The sequence below is a fragment of the Catenulispora pinisilvae genome (genome assembly GCF_015356865.1).
GTDB lineage: Bacteria > Actinomycetota > Actinomycetes > Streptomycetales > Catenulisporaceae > Catenulispora > Catenulispora pinisilvae.
On the sequence record NZ_JAAFZA010000245.1, the window covers coordinates 1 to 14,762 of the forward strand.

Here is a 14,762-nt window from a genome sequence, read left to right on the forward strand (position 1 = left end):
CCCCAAAGAAGCCCCGCGCCGTCGCCTCAGCAGTGAACCGTTCAGCAGCGGGTCGGGTCATGCTGGCCCGCAGCGTCGACCGGGAACGGATCCCGACCGGCGACCGGCGACCGACGACCGACGACCGAAGACCGAAGACCGAAGACCGAAGACCGAAGACCGAAGACCGAAGACCGAAGACCGAAGACCGAAGACGCGGAGCGTATGCGAGAACTGATCGCCGTCAACGCGGCGGGGGAGAACCCTCAGCGGCGCGCGGGAGTCGGCGGCAGCAAGCGCGCGACGGCTACCCGCAGCGGCTCGAGGTCCACGTCCACCGCGAGCGTTTCCTCTTCCGGCCGCACGGCCAGCGGTGTCCTGCACCCGAACAGGGCGCCCACCAGTTCGGGGTAGACGGCACGGCCGAACAGCAGTTTCGCAGCCTCCTGTGAGGTCTCGGCGTCGGTCTGGTAGCGGTCGGCGATGTAGGACGCGAGCCGCTGCTGTGGGATATCGAAGATCGCTTCGTGGTACAGGGCGGCGGCGTCGGGTCGTCGTTCGGCCTCGGCGACCCCGAGCCTGAAGGTGCGCAGTGCCGCGGTCCACAGTTGGAGCTGGAGGAAGCGGCCGCAGAACGCGACGACTGCCTCGGCCGGGTCGTCGCCGTAGTCGGCGGGGGTCTTCAGTCGGCCGAGGTAGAGCTCCCGGACGAGCTCCAGGACCGACTGGAACAGTACGTCCTTGCTGGGGAAGTGCGCGTACAGGGAGCGCTTGGAGGTCTCGGCCCGGGCGGCGACGACGTCCATCGAGGTGCGCTCGAAGCCCTCCTCGATGAACACGTCCTTGGCGGTCCACAGGATGTGCTCCCGCAGTTCCGCACCCCTGCGCGCCATGGTTCGCCTTCCTCGCGATGATCGTCGGAGCCGCGGCGACGATCTGATCGCCGGCGTTTGCAGCAGCATAATCGGTGGGCCTGTCGCGGGCAGGCCCACCGATCCGTGTGCGAGTCCCAGGCCTCGGGCCGCGGGTCTCAGGCCCCGCCCCAGGACGCGCCTCAGGCTCCGGTTCTGGTCAGCCCCCCATCGACGTGCAGGATCTGGCCGGTGATGAATCCGGCGGCGTCGGAGACCAGGAAGCCGAGGGCGTCGCCGAGGTCGTCGGGCACCGAGGCCCGCTTGATGGTCTGCATGGACGAGACCCGGGCCAGGACGTCCTGGGCGCTCGGCCCGGCGGGCCGGGAACGCCCGGTGAAACCCTCGGTGGCCACGATGCTCGGCGCGATCGCGTTGACCGTGATCCCGCTCTCGCCGAGCTCGTTGGCCAGTGCGCGGGTGAGCGCGTGGACGGTGCCCTTGCTGGTGACATACGCCAGGTCGCGTGTTTGCAGCAGGGTGTTGGCCGAGCCGGTATTGACGACGCGGCCCCAGCCGGCGGCCTTCATGCCCGGGACGAACGCCTGGGCGAGCAACAGCATCGCCTCGACGTTGACCGCCTGGACTGTCCGCCACACCTGGAGGGTGACGGTCTCCAGGTCGGTGGTCGGGAAGATCGCGGCGTTGTTGACCAGGATGTCGCACCGTCCGAAGCGTTCGAGCACCGCTGCCGCGGCCGCCTCGATCTGCTCGGGCCGGGCCAGGTCGCACACGTGGCCGACCTTTTCCCCGGGGCCGGTCAGCGCGGCGAGGGCCTCGGCCGGATCGTTGACGTCGAGTGCGACGACGTTGGCGCCGTCGGCCGCCAACCGCCGGCAGTACGCGAGCCCGATGCCTCGGCCCGCTCCGGTGACCACGGCGGTCTTTCCGATAAGACTCATCTCGGCAGTCCGTCTCAGGAGTTCGCGCTGAAGGTGGCGCCGAGCTGCCCGAGGAGTCCGAAGAAGTCCTCAAGGTGCCAGGACTGCACGATCCGGCCGTCGGCCACCCGGTGGATGTCGCAGGCCCGGTACTCGGCCGGCCGGCCGGTGGCCGGGACGCCCATGAGCTCGGCGCTGTGCGTGCCGCGGGCGAGCGTGCGCACGGCGACCTTGTCACCGTCGACCAGGACGTCCTGCACGGTGACGGTCATGTCCGGGAACGTCTTGCGCAGCCCGTCGATCAGCTGCTTGTAGCCCTCGGGCCCGGTGCCGTGGCGCAGGGGCGGGACGCATTCCCAGTCGGCGGCGAGGGTCTGGTCGACCACGGCCTCGTCGCCGGTCTCGATGACCTGGTAGAAGCGGCGGGCGACGGCTTCGATCTCGCTGCGGTCGTTCGTGGACGCGGTGTTCGTGGACATGGTGGCTCCTTGGCGAAGTCTTGGAAGGGCAAAGGGGTGGCTTCGGCGGGCGCCCGGGTGGGGCCGTCTCACCGTCCCCGGAAGTAAACTCTACTGTACCGTTTACTTCGCCCATCGGCAACAGGCTGAGTCAAGACTAGGTAAAGAGTTCTTGACGGCTTGTGTTGAAAGTTGTTCGCTGACGTCCTGTACAACGTTGTAAAGGCGAACAGACCACAACAGATGCCGATCCGAACTCCAGCTGTCCCGGCTCGGAAGGAAAAGCCTGATGTCCAGCCCTCGTCATCAGCCACCCCGCAAGCCACCCCGTCGTCCCCTGCGCCTGTCGGCCGTGCTCGCGGCCCTCGCCGTCGTCGCCGGCCTGTGTTTGCCGACGGCTGCCGCGGCCGACGCTGGCAGCAGCACCCTGCGTTCCGCCGCATCGACAACCGCATCGACCACCGCAGCCACCGCAGCCACCGCAGCCTCGACCGCCGCGTTGACCACCGCATCCACCACGCCGGCAACGACCGAATACCCAGGTCTCGAAGCCCAATACGGCCCCGCCACAGGCACCCCCGGAGGCAGCGACTGGACCCTGGGGCCGGTGAAGAACACCATCGTCGACCCCAACATCGACTTCTCGAACCTCCTGCCCCGCTTGCAGCAGTTCACCGGCGGGAGCACCGACGCCGGCGTCCAGTGGACCGGCGTCATCCACCTCCCGACCACCGGCAGCTACACCTTCCAGTGGTACGGGGACAACGGCTTCCGGATGACGATCGACGGCGGCTCCGTCATCGACCACTGGGTCGACGACTGGGACGTCCCGATCACCGCCACCGTGAACCTCACCGCGGGCGAGCACGCCTTGCAGGCGCAGTACTTCCAGGACTACGGCGGCGCGTCCGCGCAGCTGTCCTGGGCGCCGCCCGGCCAGTCGATGACCGCGGTGCCCGCCTCGGCCTTCACGTTGCCGCCCGGTTACATTCCGACCCTGACCGACGCCTCGCTCTCCAGCGACGGCACGCGGGTCCGGATGACGTTCAGCAAGCCGCTGGCTGCCTGGCCGTCGGCGGCGACCGGCCACCTGAGTGTCGGCGGGTTCCCGATCTCCTCGGCGGCGCTGGATCCCAGCGATCCGGCGACGCTCGTGGTCACCCTCGGCGGTCCGCTCTACAAGACCTGGACCGACCTCACCGTCGGCTATGACGGGACCGGCGGCGCCGCCTACGCCGACGGCACGGCTGTCCCACTGTTCTACAGCGGTCTGGCGAACACCTCGACGGCGAACATGACCACGCCGTGGGCATCGCAGGTCGACCCGAACAACCCGCTCCCGGACTACCCGCGCCCGCAGATGACGCGCCAGCGGTGGCAGTCCCTCAACGGCAAGTGGGGCTTCGAAGGGTTGCCCGAGAGCACCGGCGCGACCGAGGTCCAGACGCAGCCGGCGGACAACGCGCACCTGACCGGATCGATCGTCGTGCCGTATCCGATGGAGTCGGAACTGTCCGGCGTCCAGCAGCACTACGACTACTCCTTCTACCGGCGCACGTTCACCGTCCCGGCCTCGTGGCGCACCGACGGACAGCGGGTCGTGCTCAACTTCGGTGCCGTCAACTACCAGACGACGGTCTGGGTGAACAACGTCCAGGTGGCCACGCACACCGGTGGCTATCTGCCGTTCAGCGCCGACATCACCGCGGCTCTGAAGGGTTCCGGCCCGCAGCAGATCACCGTGGGGGTCACCAACACCGACGCGCCCAACCAGCCCCAGGGCAAGCAGCAGCTCGATCCGTCAGGGATCTTCTATACCGCCTCCAGCGGCATCTGGCAGACCGTGTGGATGGAGCCGACCGCGGCCAAGCGTCTGGACCAGGTCGTGTTCACCCCGAACCTGCCGAACGCGCCGAGCACCGCGAACGCCTCGGTGACCGTGGACGCGGTCAGCGGCACCTCGGCCGGCGGCTTCGTCTCGGTGGCCATCACCGACGGCCGGCGGATCGTGGCCGAGGGCGTCGGGAGGGCGAACACCTCGTTCACCATCCCCCTGAAGGATCCGCGGCTGTGGTCGCCGTCCGATCCGTTCCTGTATCAGGCTACGGCGACGCTGATCGACGGGTTCTCGTGGGACCAGGTCGGTTCGTACTTCGGCGAACGCACGGTGAGCACCGGGAAGGTGAACGGGGTCAGCAAGATCCTGCTGAACGGTAAACCGACCTTCGTCGACGCGACCCTCGATCAGGGCTTCTGGCCGGACGGCATCTACACCGCGCCGACCGACTCCGCGCTGAAGTGGGACATCACCGAGACCAAGGCGATGGGCTTCAACGCGATCCGCAAGCACATCAAGGTCGAGCCGGCGCGGTGGTACTACGACGCCGACACCACCGGGATGCTCGTGCTCCAGGACATGCCGTCGATGAACTCCGGGTACACCCCGACCCCGGCGGACGACACCGCGTTCCGGTCGCAGCTGCACCAGATGGTCCAGGACCTGCGCGGGGAGACGTCTATCATCTCGTGGGAGCCCTACAACGAGGGCTGGGGCCTGGACCGGAACACCGTCTCCAACGCGGTCAGCGAGGTCAAGGCAGCCGCCGCGCAGGTCCACGCCGACGATCCGAGCCGGCTCGTCGACGCCGAGTCGGGCTTCAACTGCTGCGGCAGCGTGAACACCGACACCGGCGCCGGCAACGTCGTCGACTGGCACACCTACACCGGTCCGGCCGACCCGCAGCCCGACAACGCGGACAACCGGCCCGCCATCGACGGCGAGCACGGCGGCTGGGGGCTCGCCATCCCGGCCCACGACTGGGACCAGGGCTTCATCAACTACGCCGGGGCCGCCGACAGCGCGCAGCTGACCCAGAAGTTCGTGCAGACGGCCGACGCGCTCAGCGAAGAGGCCCAGTGCCAACTCTCAGGGGGCGTATACACCCAGTTGACCGACGTGGAGGGCGAGGTCAACGGGCTGTGGACCTACGACCGCCGGGTGTCGAAGATGGACGTCTCCCAGGTCGCGGCCGCCAACGCCAAGGTGATCGCGGCCGGGAGCACCGCCGGTGACTGCGGCCAGAACGTCGTCAGCAAAGCAGGGCACTGGCCGCTGGCCGACGGCTCCGGGACCGTCGCCAAGGACACGTCCGGCAACGGCGATGACGCGAGCCTGCCGAACGGCGGGGCCTGGGAAACGTCCGGGCCGAACGGCGGCGGGCTCCAGCTGAACGGGACCGACCAGTACGCGCAGACCCAGGGACCGCTGCTCAACAGCGGCCAGAGTTACAGCGTCGCGGCGTGGGTCAACCTGGGCAAGAAGGGCGCGTTCGCCACCGCGGTCAGCGAGGACGGCACGGTGAACAGCGTGTTCTTCTTGCAGTACGACTCCGCCGACGACCGGTTCGCCTTCAGTAACGCCAACGCCCGGGCGGTCGGCAACAGTGGTGCGAACGGCGGGTCCCCGGCGACTGGCACCTGGTACCACATCGTCGGGGTCCGGGACGCGGCGGCGAACACCATGTCCATCTACGTCAACGGCACGCTCGCCGGCACGACGACCGTCGCACCGGCGGACTTGGCGACCGGCCCGCTCGTGATCGGGCGCGGCAAATTCGGTGCGCAGCAAACGGATTTCTGGCCGGGAGGCCTGGACGACGTCCAGATCTTCCCGACGGCGCTCACGGCCGCTCAGGTGTCCGCGCTCGGCTGATCCACAAGTAATCAGGCTGACCCACCCGCAGTCAGGCTGACCCACTCGCGGTCAGCCTGACTGCTGCCTACAGCTCAGCCGCTCAGCCACCGGTCAGGCGCTTGCCCATCTGTCTCGTCACCAGATCGATCCACGCTGTCGCGTCCGAGCCGCTGGGCATGACGGGGACGACTACTGAAGCCACCTGGTCGCCGCTTCGCACGAGGATGTAGCAGTTGCCTCCACCGGTCGTGTACGCGGTCGAATCGTCGTCGACGGTCGGCGTGTCCAGCGCTCTGACGTCTTCTGCTTGCTCGCAGAGGAGTCCGAGGGCTGTGTCCACCCGATTCATGACCGCATTCCCGGTGCCGGGGGCGAACGTGTAGACCGCTTCGAACGCTTCGATCGCTGGTTTCCCGGGCGGCGAGAAGGTGTAGCGGAAGTTCAGGGTGGGTGCCACCGGTATCTGCGGGTGGAAGACGCCCTCCTCCTCGCACGCGCTGCCCATGTCCAGCTGAGGGCTTGTCGTCGAGCCGACCGGACCGGTCCATCCGGCGCCCAGATCCGCGGCTCGCAGGTACTCCGATGTCGACACAGCCAGCGAAGGCGAAGACGAAGGGGAGAGCGAAGGCGAAGGCGTCGGCCAAGGCGCCGTCGTCGTCGGCGCGCCGTCGTCGCTTTCCCGCCCCGGCGCCCAGACCAGGACACCGCCGACCACCGCGCTCGCGGCGGCCACGCCCGACAGCGCTCGAACCAGGCGCCGGGTCCGACGCCGCCGCGCGCGCTCCCGAACCGCCGGGATCGGCGGCACGGAGATCGTGACGAGATCCGCCCGGGTCCGCAGGCCCGACCGCAGCGCGTCGGTGTCGGGCTCGGTGTCGTCGTCGATGGTGTCGTACATGGTCACGCGGCTCCCTTCTGGCTCTTGGACGTCTGCGCGAACTCGGCGAGCCGGCCGTTTTTCCGCAGCCGGGCCAGCGCCTTGGACGTCTGGCTTTTGACGGTCCCGACCGAGCAGCGGAGGATGTCGGCGGTCTGGGCCTCGGTGAGGTCTTCGTAGTACCGCAGGACGATGACGGCCCGCTGCCGGGGCGCGAGGTCGTTCAGCACCGCCATCAGAGCGTCGCGTTCGCTGTGCGCCTCTGAGTGGTCCCCGACGTTTTGCAGCCCTTCGGGCAGCACGGCTACCGGAGTCTCGATCACCCGGCGCGTGCGGAACCGTCCGCGATTGCAGTTCACGAGGACGCGGTGCAGATACGCGTCCGGGTTGTCCGCGCGCCGTACCCGTCCCCACGCGGCGCACGCCCGCTCGAACGCCGCCTGCGCCAGGTCCTCGGCGTCGTGCTGGTTCCCGGTGAGCAGGAACGCCGAACGGACGACGCGCGGCCACCGTTCGGCCATGAAGCGATCGAAGCCGTCATCGGACGAGTCTTGTGTGTTGGGCATGCCGACCCCCCTTCACTTTCGCACGATGCGAAGACGGCAGAGAAGGTTGCCCCTTCGGCCGGCGGATCATGGAACGTGAGAATTGTTCAGCTCGCCCCTTCCTACTGACAGGTAGCTGGGGCTACCCTTCCGGACACGGCTCGCTGTGACGACGGTCACAGCGCTGCTTTTCGCGGTTCACCCTGTCCCCGGGCGTGTCAGGAATCGATAAACATGCGTAAGTCAGTTCTCGTATTCACCGCCGGCGCCATCGTGTGCGCCGCCGTCGCCGGGGTGATCCGGTTCAAGCTGGTGCCGGACGCCGAGCGCGTCCAGAGCGACCAGAACACCGTCACCCGCTACGCCGGGACCGCCTCGTATCTCAACCAGCAAGCGGTGGCCGGCGGTGATCTGGCGAATGCGTTCGTCAAGAACGCGCCGTTCACGGCGGTGGAGACCGTGAAGGCGATCGGCATGCACGGAAACGTCGCGGTGCTCTCGGATGTGACCGCGATCAGCGGTGCCGGCGGCGTGCTCGGCAACCCCACGTCGACGTGGGCCGTCGACCGCAAGACCCTGATGCCCGCCGCCGCGCCGGCCGGCGTCACCGCCGACGCCCACCAGGGCCTGGCGGTCGGTTTCGCGTTCTCGCCCGACAAACACGACTACCCGTGGTGGGACGGGGCGACCGGTACGCAGGCCACTGCGAAGTACGTGCGCAGCGAAAGCCACGTCGGCCGCTCCACCTATGTGTTCACCGTGGACGCCTCCGGGGCGGAGAAGGACCCGGCCACACTGGCGCAACTGCCGCCGGCGGTGCCGGTCTCGGTGCTCAAGGGCCTCGCCGCGACGATGGCCCCGGCCATGCAGGGCGCGCTGGCGGCGCTGCTGCCGCCGGGCGGGGACAGCGTGATGGTGCCGCTGAGCTATACGTCCTCGACGACTACCACGATGTGGGTGGACCAGCTCAGCGGCACCACTGTCGACGCCGACGCCCACCAGACGGTGACGGCGCAGATGAAGACGAAGCTGGGGACGGTGCCGCTGACGGCGGTGCTGGACGTGGACACCAAGATGTCGCCGGCCGGGATCGCGGACGCGGTCAAGCAGTCCAAGGACGACCAGTCGAAGCTGCTGTGGGAGGGTGCTGTCGCGCCCCTGGCTCTGGTGGTCCTGGCCTTGGCGCTGATCGTCGGCGCGGTGCTGGCGGGCCGGCGCCCGCGGACCGCCGACTCGGCCGGCACCGCGAGCGGCGCCGCGGTCGGTCCGACCGGTGGGACCGGTCCGACCGATGCAGGCACTGCAAGCAACGCAGGCAACGCAAACGATGCTGGCGATGCCGAACCGGAGGCCTTCGAACCGACTGCCGAGGACGAGTGAAGCGGCACATCGCTTCGCCCTTGAGGCCGCGCTGAGCGGCCGGATACCGTGCGGGCATGACCGATACCCCAGAGCCCGCCGGATCCGAGGGCGTCGCCGTCGGAATGGTGTGGGACGCGGACTTCGGCGGGGCCGGTCGGCGCGTGCCGTTGCTCGTCGACGTCTTCGCCGGTGTCCGGCGGCGGTTGAGCGCGACCGGCACCGATCTGGTGCTGCTCGCCGCGGCGCGCCCGCACGACGGCGTCGACGCCTACGTGGCCGCCGCCGGCCGGAACGGTCTGGACGGCGTGATCGTCATGGGGGTCGACGAGGGGCATCCGGCGCTCACCGCGCTGACCGCCTCCGGATTGGCCTGCGTGGCGGTGGATCTGCCGCTGTATCGGAACCGCACGACCTATGTCGCCTCCGATCATCGGGCCGGTGCCGCCTCGGCGGTCGGCCACCTGCACGGGCTCGGGCACCGGGCCGTCGCCGTGATCACCGGACCGCTGTCGCAGATGCCGGCCGTCGAACGGCTCGTCGGCTACCGCTTCGAGATGGCCAGGACGGGCACGCCGGTCCGGCCCGAGTACGTCGTGTCCGGTGAGTACACGGAGGAAAGCGGCTATGCCTGCGCGCGGCGTCTGATGTCGCTGCCCGAGCCGCCCACCGCGATCTTCGCCGCCGGGGACCGGATGGCGGTCGGGGTCCTGCGGGCGCTGGCCGACCTCGGTGTGCCGGTGCCCGGCGAGGTCTCCGTGATCGGGTTCGACGATGCCGAGGCGGCTTCGCTGGTGCGGCCCGGACTCACCGCGGTGGCGCAGGATCCGGCGGCCATCAGCGCCGGGGCGGTGGAGTCGTTGTTGCGGACCGTCGCCATGCGGACCGTCGCCATGAAGTCTGCTGACGGCGATCCCCTCCCGGAGCGGCGCGCGGCCGAACCGCTGCTCGTGCCCACCCGGCTCGTGATCCGCGAATCCTGCGCCGCCGTCGCGGCATCCTGATCGGTGTCGCCGGCACCGGCGCGAAGCCAAGATCGTCTCAGGGGGCGTGCGCGGCGAGTCTCAAGAGAGCGCTCTCACGCATTTCGGGCGGGCGGCCTGCCGCGCCATGAGAGCGTCCATTGCCGTCGTCCGAACCTGGTTGTGGCTTCCACCTGCGCGTTCCAGTGATCCAGGCGTACATAAGCCTCCTGAAGCCAAGATCAACGGAGTGTGGGGCGCGGTTCGTCGGCAGCCGGTAACGCCTGGGTAACGGCTCCTGGAGCCTTGTGAGAGCGCTCTCTTTCGGTTACGGTACCGGCAATCCGCAAGGCGAGAGCACCATCGCGACTCCCATCCGGCCGCCGTCCGTGCCACCCAGTCCGAGTTCAGCGCGCGGTCCCCGAAATGTAGGCAGTCTCATGATTCGTATTCCGGCGACGACGTCGCGGGCGAGAAGAAGGGGGTGCGTCCTGTGAGAGCCATTCTGCGCAGGCTCGCGTTCTACGTTCTCGCCGCCTGGTCGGCCGTGACGCTCAACTTCTTCCTGCCCCGTATGCTCCCCGGCAGTGCCCTGCAGGCGGTGCTCAGCTCCATCCGCTCCGCGCCGATCACGCCGGACGAGCTGCACGCGCTGGAGGCCGAATACGGTTCCGGCGGCAAGGGCCTGATGTCCCAGTACGCGACCTATATCAGTAACCTGCTGCACGGCGATCTGGGCACCTCGACCAGCAAGTCGGTCCCGGTGACCCAGGTCCTGGGCGCGGACCTGCCGTGGACCATCGGGCTGATCGGGACCGCCACGGTCATCGCCTTCGTGCTCGGTACGTTCCTGGGGGTGATCGCCGGCTGGCGCCGCGGCGGGCTGCTCGACACGCTGCTGCCGGTCGCGACGTTCTTCCAGGCGATCCCGTACTACATCCTGGCGTTCCTGCTGCTGATGACGATGGGCTACCTGTGGCAGTGGTTCCCGTTGGCTGGCGGCTATGACATCACCCGGGACTCGACGGTGGAACCGGGGTGGAACACCGGCTTCATCGGCAGCGTGGCGGACCACGGCGTGCTGCCGGTCCTGACGATCGTCCTGGCCTCGATAGCCGGCTGGATCCTCGGCATGCGCAACGTGATGATCACGACCATGGACGAGGACTACGTCCTGGTCGCCGCGGCCAAGGGGCTGCCCCGCTGGCGGGTGGTGTGGGTGGCGGCGCGCAACGCGATCCTGCCGTCCATCTCCTCGCTGGCCCTGTCCGTCAGCCTGATCGTGACCGGCTCGATCGTCACCGAGATCGTCTTCAGCTATCCCGGCCTGGGCCTGGCGATCAACAACGCCACACTCGACGCCGACTATCCGCTCATGCAGGGCATCCTGCTGTGCGTCACCTTCGCGGTGCTGGCCGTCAACTTCCTGGCCGACATCGTCTATGTGATCCTCGACCCGCGCGCCCGCCGGGAGGCCTGAACCATGTCCGTCGTGGGTGTCGCCACCGCAGAGCCCGCCGGGACCGGCGCCAGGCGCCGCAAGTCCCGTATCACCAAGTCGCCGAAGATCGTCGTCGGCGCCGCCATCCTCGCCTTCTTCGTCTTCATCGCCATCTTCGGCCCGACCCTGGCCCCGCACTCGGCGAGCTGGCAGGCCAGCAACTCCAGCGCCTTCGCCCAGCCGCCGTCGGCGAAATTCTGGCTCGGCACGGACCGCCAGCAGCACGACATCCTCTCGCAGGTGCTGGCCGGGGGCCGTTCGACGATGGTCATCGCGTTCGTCGCGGGCATCGTCGCCAGCGTCCTGTCGATCCTGTTCGGGGTGACGGCCGGCTACATCGGCGGGCTCGTCGACGACGTGCTGTCCATCATCGCCAACATCTTCCTGGCGCTGCCGGGCCTGCTGATCCTCATGGTCGTGATGAAGCCGCTGCCCGCCGGGGACACCGACAACCCGATCCTCATCGGGTCTGTCATAGCCCTGACGGCCTGGGCATACGGCGCCCGCGTGCTGCGCGCGCAGACGCTCGCCCTGCGCGACCAGGACTATGTGGAGTCCGCGCGGATCATCGGCGAGCGCCGGCCGCGGATCATCGTCTCGGAGATCCTGCCCAATCTGCTGCCGATCCTGGCCTCGTCCTTCATCTTCACCGTCATCTACGGCATCGGGATCTACGTCGTGCTGTCCATCCTCGGCATCATCAACCCGGCGCAGGCGTCCTGGGGCACGATGATCCAGAACGCCCAGGGCGCCAGCGCGATGATCTCGAACGACTGGTGGTGGTACGCGCCGCCGGCGCTGTGCGTGGCGCTGCTGGGCATCGGGCTGGCGCTGCTGAACTTCGGCATCGACGAGATCGTCAACCCGCGGGTCCGGTCCCGCAAGGGCAGCCGGCGCGGCGTGCGGTTCCAACTCGGGCTGACTCCGGTCGTCCGGGCGGACAGGTCGCCGAACTCTGATGTCCCGGCTCCTGTCATGGAAGGAGAGAGCTGATGGCCGACGACGCTCTGGTATCGCCGGATCCGGCGAACAGCGAGGCGCCGGCGGGTCCGGTCCTGGAAGTCCGCGGCCTGTGTGTCGACTACGGCTTGGGCGCGGAGGCGGTCCGGGCCGTGACCGACGCCGATCTGGTGCTGCGCCGGGGCGAGGTCCTGGGGATCGCGGGGGAGAGCGGTTCGGGCAAGTCCACGCTCGCCTACGCGCTGACCCGGCTGCTGCGCGCGCCCGGCGTGATCACCGGCGGCGACGTCGTGTTCCACTCCCGGTCGGCCGAGACCGGCCAGGTCACCGAGGTGGACCTGCTGGCCGCCGACGCCCATCAGCTGCGGCGCTACCGGTGGTCGGAGATAGCCGTGGTGTTCCAGAGCGCGATGCACGCGCTGAACCCGGTGGCCCGGGTCGAGAACCAGCTCACTGATGTGCTGCGGGTCCACCGGCCGGAGATGTCCGCCGAACAGCGGCGGGCGCGGGCGGTGGAGATGCTGCGGATGGTCGGGATCAACGCCGACCGGCTGCGCAGCTACCCGCACGAGCTCTCCGGCGGCATGCGCCAGCGCGTGATGATCGCGATGGCGCTGATCCTGCAACCGCAGATCGTCATCATGGACGAGCCGACGACCGCGCTGGACGTGGTCACCCAGCGCGAGATCCTCGAAGAGCTGATGGCGCTGCGGGACAAGCTGGGCTTCGCGGTCATCTTCATCACCCACGACCTGTCGCTGCTGATCGAGCTCGCCGACTCCATCGCCATCATGTACGCCGGGCGGATCGTCGAGCGGGCCAGGGCCGCGGAGCTGTTCCACGCGCCGCGCCACCCCTACAGCCTCGGTCTGCTGAGTTCGTTCCCGAGCCTGCACGGCGAGCGGGTGCGGATGGAGGGCATCCCGGGCTCGCCGCCGTCCCTGGCCGCGATGCCGGACGGCTGCAAGTTCCACCCGCGCTGCCCGTACGCGATGGACCGCTGCCGTACGCAGGAGCCGCCGTTGACCCGGCCGGCCGATGAGGGCGGCGACCGGGTCACGGCCTGCTGGCTTCAGGACGGCCGGCAGGATCCGCCCGAGCCGCTGGCCCGCGTCTTCCCACTGCTCGCCACGCCTGCGGCGCCGCGCCCCGGCGATCTGTCCAGGAGCACCTCATGAGCGCCGAATCCGCCGAGCCCGAATCCATTGAGTCGGTCGATGGCATTGAACCGGCCGAGGCTGCCGAGCGCGCCGGTTCCAACGAGCAGGCCGAATCAAGCGAGCGCGTCGAGTCGGCCGAGCACGCTGAATCCACCGAGAGTGCCGAGCCGGTTAAGCGTGCCGAATCGAGCGAGCAGGCCGAATCCAGCGAGCGCATCGAGTCGGTCAAGCGTGCCGAACCCACTGAGCGCGCCGAGTCCGCTGCGCCGTCCAAGGTGGTCCACGGTCCCCGGCGTCCCGGAACCCCGGCGCTGGAGGCCCGCGGCCTGGTCAAGCACTTCCCGCTGCACAGCGGAATCGGCCGGGGCCAGGTGGTGCACGCCGTGGAGGACATCTCCATGGTCCTGCCGGCCGGCACCGTCACCGCGGTGGTCGGCGAGAGCGGCAGCGGGAAGTCGACGCTGGCCCGGCTGCTCACCGGCCTGATCAAGCCCACAGCCGGCCAGGTCCTGTTGGACGGCGAACCGGTCGGCACCGGGGCGAGGGCGCGGCGCAAGTACACCAGCAGCGTGCACCTGGTGTTGCAGGACCCGTTCTCGTCCCTGAACTCCGTGCACACCGTGCGCTACCACCTGGAGCGCCCGCTCAAGCTGCACACCAAGCTGGGCCGCGCCGAACGGGCCGAGCGGATGCGGCAGCTGCTGGAACGGGTCTCGCTCACCCCGGCCCAGGACTACCTCGACAAGTACCCGCACGAACTGTCCGGCGGCCAGCGCCAGCGGGTCGCGATCGCCCGCGGCCTGGCGGTGGGGCCGCGGGTCCTGCTGGCCGACGAGCCGGTCTCGATGCTCGACGTGTCGATCCGGCTCGGGGTGCTCAACCTGCTGGACGATCTGCGCTCCGGCGAGAACCTGGCCACCATGTACGTCACCCACGACATCGCCTCGGCGCGGTACCTCGCCGACTGCATCGTGGTGATGTACGCCGGCCAGGTCGTGGAGTCCGGGCCCGCCACCCGGATCACCGACGAGCCCGCCCACCCCTACACCCAGCTGCTGCTCAGTGCCGCGCCGGATCCGGCGCGCGCCGAGACCCCGGTGCTGCGCGGCCGGGGCGCGCCGCCGAGCCTGGTGAGCCCGCCGGCCGGCTGCCGGTTCCATCCGCGCTGCCCGTTCGCGATGAAGGTGTGCGCGGTCCGGTCGCCGGAACCGCGGACGGTGGGCGAGGACCACGTCTCGGCGTGCTGGCTGCACGTCTCAGAGCTCGATGATGATCAGCGCGAACCACTGAGTGCGGCCGCTACCGGCACTGCCACTGCCATAGCTACCGCCGCTGCTACCGCGACCGCCACCGTGCAAGCCGCGGAATCGGTGGACGGCGCCACAGACGAGAACTAAGGCACGAGGCACCACAACCGACAGGAGAAACGCATGAAGAGCAACAGCGGTGAAGGGGGACTGCGGGCGTCCCCCGCC

Annotated in this window: 12 protein-coding genes; 7 read left to right on the forward strand and 5 right to left on the reverse strand. The window is 69.3% G+C overall.

Annotation, left to right across the window (positions count from 1 at the left end; all coding sequences use genetic code 11):
- Nucleotides 1-245: 245 nt before the first annotated feature.
- The 3 genes from IZR01_RS40655 to IZR01_RS40665 form a co-directional block, all read right to left on the reverse strand.
- Entirely contained in the window at nt 246-872 is a 627-nt protein-coding gene (locus IZR01_RS40655) for a TetR/AcrR family transcriptional regulator (RefSeq protein ID WP_194891639.1), read from the reverse strand.
- Between the two features lie 161 nt (nt 873-1,033).
- Nucleotides 1,034-1,792 carry an SDR family NAD(P)-dependent oxidoreductase gene (locus tag IZR01_RS40660; protein WP_194891638.1) on the reverse strand — a complete coding sequence of 253 codons (759 nt, stop codon included), beginning with the start codon at nt 1,790-1,792 and terminating at the stop codon, nt 1,034-1,036.
- Nucleotides 1,793-1,806: 14 nt separating this feature from the next.
- Entirely contained in the window at nt 1,807-2,250 is a 444-nt protein-coding gene (locus IZR01_RS40665; protein ID WP_194891637.1) for an ester cyclase, read from the reverse strand.
- A gap of 268 nt (nt 2,251-2,518) precedes the next feature.
- On the opposite strand from IZR01_RS40665, the gene IZR01_RS40670 reads away from it, so the two are divergent.
- Nucleotides 2,519-5,941 carry a LamG-like jellyroll fold domain-containing protein gene (locus tag IZR01_RS40670; RefSeq protein WP_194926958.1) on the forward strand — a complete coding sequence of 1,141 codons (3,423 nt, stop codon included), beginning with the start codon at nt 2,519-2,521 and terminating at the stop codon, nt 5,939-5,941.
- Nucleotides 5,942-6,023: 82 nt separating this feature from the next.
- Here the strand turns inward: IZR01_RS40670 and IZR01_RS40675 are convergent, their stop codons facing one another.
- Together IZR01_RS40675 and IZR01_RS40680 are read right to left on the reverse strand one after the other, a co-directional pair.
- Nucleotides 6,024-6,827, reverse strand: a complete 804-nt coding sequence (locus IZR01_RS40675; protein WP_194926959.1) for a hypothetical protein — start codon at nt 6,825-6,827, stop codon at nt 6,024-6,026.
- Entirely contained in the window at nt 6,824-7,366 is a 543-nt protein-coding gene (locus IZR01_RS40680; RefSeq protein WP_194926960.1) for a SigE family RNA polymerase sigma factor, read from the reverse strand. Before IZR01_RS40680 ends, IZR01_RS40675 begins: the two co-directional genes overlap by 4 nt.
- Before the next feature lie 213 nt (nt 7,367-7,579).
- On the opposite strand from IZR01_RS40680, the gene IZR01_RS40685 reads away from it, so the two are divergent.
- The 6 genes from IZR01_RS40685 to IZR01_RS40710 all read left to right on the forward strand — a co-directional run bounded on the left by IZR01_RS40685 (nt 7,580) and on the right by IZR01_RS40710 (nt 14,684).
- The gene (locus IZR01_RS40685) at nt 7,580-8,725 is read left to right on the forward strand and encodes a porin PorA family protein (protein ID WP_194926961.1); all 1,146 of its coding nucleotides are present in this window, start codon (nt 7,580-7,582) and stop codon (nt 8,723-8,725) included.
- A gap of 56 nt (nt 8,726-8,781) precedes the next feature.
- Nucleotides 8,782-9,708 (forward strand): LacI family DNA-binding transcriptional regulator, encoded by a 927-nt coding sequence (locus tag IZR01_RS40690; protein WP_194891632.1) that lies wholly within the window; start codon nt 8,782-8,784, stop codon nt 9,706-9,708.
- Nucleotides 9,709-10,159: 451 nt separating this feature from the next.
- Entirely contained in the window at nt 10,160-11,146 is a 987-nt protein-coding gene (locus IZR01_RS40695) for an ABC transporter permease (protein WP_194891631.1), read from the forward strand.
- 3 nt (nt 11,147-11,149) lie between these two features.
- Nucleotides 11,150-12,160 (forward strand): ABC transporter permease, encoded by a 1,011-nt coding sequence (locus IZR01_RS40700; protein ID WP_194891630.1) that lies wholly within the window; start codon nt 11,150-11,152, stop codon nt 12,158-12,160.
- Nucleotides 12,160-13,305 carry an ABC transporter ATP-binding protein gene (locus IZR01_RS40705; protein ID WP_194926962.1) on the forward strand — a complete coding sequence of 382 codons (1,146 nt, stop codon included), beginning with the start codon at nt 12,160-12,162 and terminating at the stop codon, nt 13,303-13,305. The genes IZR01_RS40700 and IZR01_RS40705 overlap by 1 nt, the downstream gene beginning before the upstream one ends.
- A 257-nt stretch (nt 13,306-13,562) precedes the next feature.
- Nucleotides 13,563-14,684: an ABC transporter ATP-binding protein gene (locus IZR01_RS40710; RefSeq protein ID WP_438939716.1), complete on the forward strand. Its 1,122-nt coding sequence runs from the start codon at nt 13,563-13,565 to the stop codon at nt 14,682-14,684.
- The last annotated feature ends 78 nt before the right edge of the window (nt 14,685-14,762 follow it).

Excerpts from the sequence above, each read along its gene's own strand:
- IZR01_RS40655 (WP_194891639.1), bottom strand. The coding sequence starts at position 872 with ATGGCGCGCAGGGGTGCGGAACTGCGGGAGCACATCCTGTGGACCGCC.
- IZR01_RS40660 (WP_194891638.1), bottom strand. The coding sequence starts at position 1,792 with ATGAGTCTTATCGGAAAGACCGCCGTGGTCACCGGAGCGGGCCGAGGC.
- IZR01_RS40665 (WP_194891637.1), bottom strand. The coding sequence starts at position 2,250 with ATGTCCACGAACACCGCGTCCACGAACGACCGCAGCGAGATCGAAGCC.
- IZR01_RS40670 (WP_194926958.1), top strand. The coding sequence starts at position 2,519 with ATGTCCAGCCCTCGTCATCAGCCACCCCGCAAGCCACCCCGTCGTCCC.
- IZR01_RS40680 (WP_194926960.1), bottom strand. The coding sequence starts at position 7,366 with ATGCCCAACACACAAGACTCGTCCGATGACGGCTTCGATCGCTTCATG.
- IZR01_RS40685 (WP_194926961.1), top strand. The coding sequence starts at position 7,580 with ATGCGTAAGTCAGTTCTCGTATTCACCGCCGGCGCCATCGTGTGCGCC.
- IZR01_RS40690 (WP_194891632.1), top strand. The coding sequence starts at position 8,782 with ATGACCGATACCCCAGAGCCCGCCGGATCCGAGGGCGTCGCCGTCGGA.
- IZR01_RS40700 (WP_194891630.1), top strand. The coding sequence starts at position 11,150 with ATGTCCGTCGTGGGTGTCGCCACCGCAGAGCCCGCCGGGACCGGCGCC.
- IZR01_RS40705 (WP_194926962.1), top strand. The coding sequence starts at position 12,160 with ATGGCCGACGACGCTCTGGTATCGCCGGATCCGGCGAACAGCGAGGCG.